This window comes from Phenylobacterium sp., from assembly GCF_030697925.1.
Lineage (GTDB): Bacteria > Pseudomonadota > Alphaproteobacteria > Caulobacterales > Caulobacteraceae > Phenylobacterium.
Window position 1 is genome coordinate 1 of sequence record NZ_JAUYOJ010000122.1, and the last position, 1,945, is coordinate 1,945.

At 65.7% G+C, this 1,945-nt stretch carries 3 protein-coding genes; 2 read left to right on the forward strand and 1 reads right to left on the reverse strand.

The features are described 5' to 3' along the window. The first annotated feature begins 163 nt into the window (after positions 1-163). Both Q8Q88_RS11245 and Q8Q88_RS11250 read left to right on the forward strand, forming a co-directional pair. Positions 164-391, forward strand: coding sequence for a hypothetical protein (locus Q8Q88_RS11245; RefSeq protein WP_305675277.1), 228 nt, complete (start codon positions 164-166; stop codon positions 389-391). Next, on the forward strand, positions 391-1,554 hold the full coding sequence (locus Q8Q88_RS11250; RefSeq protein ID WP_305675278.1) for a CaiB/BaiF CoA-transferase family protein: 1,164 nt from the start codon (positions 391-393) through the stop codon (positions 1,552-1,554). The genes Q8Q88_RS11245 and Q8Q88_RS11250 overlap by 1 nt, the downstream gene beginning before the upstream one ends. A gap of 2 nt (positions 1,555-1,556) precedes the next feature. Here the strand turns inward: Q8Q88_RS11250 and Q8Q88_RS24765 are convergent, their stop codons facing one another. Then, the gene (locus Q8Q88_RS24765) at positions 1,557-1,901 is read right to left on the reverse strand and encodes an IclR family transcriptional regulator C-terminal domain-containing protein (RefSeq protein ID WP_371129846.1); all 345 of its coding nucleotides are present in this window, start codon (positions 1,899-1,901) and stop codon (positions 1,557-1,559) included. Positions 1,902-1,945: the final 44 nt, after the last annotated feature.

Consider the following 1,945-nt stretch of genomic DNA (forward strand, 5'->3'; position numbering starts at 1 on the left):
GCGGGCCGGCCAATCGCCTAATGGCGGATCGGCGCGGCCGGTAGCCCCGCTTCGGCCAGGGAGGCGAATTCACACGGCGTCGCTGGCGTGGCCGGCGAAACCGCAAGGTCGTCTTCTGACGATGTCGTCACGGCGACCCAACAACAAAAACAAGGAGGGACAGATGTCGAAGATCATGTGGGCGTGTCTTGGAGCCGCCTTGAGCGCACCGTTCGGAGCACTCGCGCAGGTCGCGGATGCTGAGCCCACGGAGCGGCTGCGCCTGAGCCTTCGGGGGACCAACCTCTTCGATGAGGTGGTGGCGCGCCAAATCAGCGTCGCGAGCCAGGGCGCCTTCGCGCTCAACGACACGCCGCGCCAATACGGGATCGCACTGCAGGCGCGCTTCTGATGGCCGAGACCTTGCCTGGCCAGCGACAGGGACCTCTCCGCGGCCTGCGCGTGCTCGAGTTCGCCGGAATTGGCCCGGCGCCGTTTTGCGGAATGCTGCTCTCTGATCTCGGCGCCGACGTCTTGCGTATCGATCGGCCCGGCACCGTGGGCGGCGAGCCGTCGGATGTCACGGCCCGCGGGCGCCGATCGGTCGTCATGAATCTTAAATCCCCGGAGGCGGTAGACGCGGCGCTGAATCTCCTTGAGAGCGCCGACGTGCTCATCGAGGGCTTCCGGCCGGGCGTGATGGAGCGTCTTGGGTTGGGACCGTCGGTCGCGTTGAAGCGCAACAGAGCCCTGGTCTACGGCCGGATGACCGGTTGGGGCCAGGACGGGCCGTGGGCCCACGCAGCCGGGCACGATCTGAACTACATCGCCTTGTCCGGCGCCCTGTCTGCGATCGGCACGCGCGATAAGCCCGTGGCTCCGCTCAATCTGATTGGCGATTATGGGGGAGGGGCGCTGTACTTGGCGTTCGGCGTCGTTTCCGCCGTCCTCTACGCTCGGGAAACCGGGGTCGGCCAGATTGTGGACGCCGCGATGAGCGATGGTGCGGCGTCGCTGATGTCCCTGTTCTTTGGTTTCAAGGCGGCGGGCAATTGGCGCGAGGAGCGCGCGTCAAATCTGCTCGACGGCGGAGCGTACTTCTACGACACCTACCAGTGCGCCGACGGCAAGTGGATCTCCCTGGCGGCCATTGAACCGCAGTTCCGCGCAGAACTCCTCCGACGAATCGGGATCGACGATCCCGCCTTCGAACCACAGAGTGATGATCCACAAGCTTGGGCGTCTCTGCGGGTGAAACTTGCTGATGTGATCATGCTGAAGAGCCAGGCGGAATGGTGCGAAGTTCTGGGCGGAACTGATGCCTGCTACGCCCCAGTGCTCACGCTCGAAGAAGCGGTGGCGCATCCGCACAATCGTGCCCGGCAGACCTTCGTCGAAATAGCCGGGGTGGTGCAACCGGCCCCCGCTCCGCGCTTTTCCGCCAGCCCGGGCGCTGTTCAGGGTCCGCCGCCAGCCATCGGTCGACACAATGAGGAGGCGCTGGTCGATTGGGGCTTCAGCCACGAGGCGATCGAGCGGCTTCGGGGGGCCGGCGCGCTGTGGGGCCCCTCGTAGGTCTAAGCCTGTGCCCCTAGGGACGCTGATATCTCGTGAGCCGCGGCGCGAAGATGTGCGGCGATCTCCCCATCCGGCTCGAGGTCTCGCTGACCGACCAGGGACACCATGGACAGGCTGAGCACCATCCGCTGCTCGGCGTCGAATACCGGAACGGCAAGGCCCTGGAGGCCGACGAGAAGGTCTCCTCGTTGGAAAGCGAACTGTTGATCGCGGACCGTCTCGAGATAGGCGTCGAACTCGGCCTTGTTGAGTTTGCGATTGTCCATCCGAGGCGCGACCCCGGCCGCGAACTCCGCATCGAGCAACGGAGCGACGAGCTCGCGTGGCAGATAGGCGGCGAACAATCGCCCGATGCTGGTATTGGCGATGGACAGGGGCGCACCGATGC

What these genes read in the sequence shown, in the direction of transcription:
- Q8Q88_RS11245 (WP_305675277.1), top strand. Translation starts at nt 164, where the DNA reads ATGTCGAAGATCATGTGGGCGTGTCTTGGAGCCGCCTTGAGCGCACCG.
- Q8Q88_RS11250 (WP_305675278.1), top strand. Translation starts at nt 391, where the DNA reads ATGGCCGAGACCTTGCCTGGCCAGCGACAGGGACCTCTCCGCGGCCTG.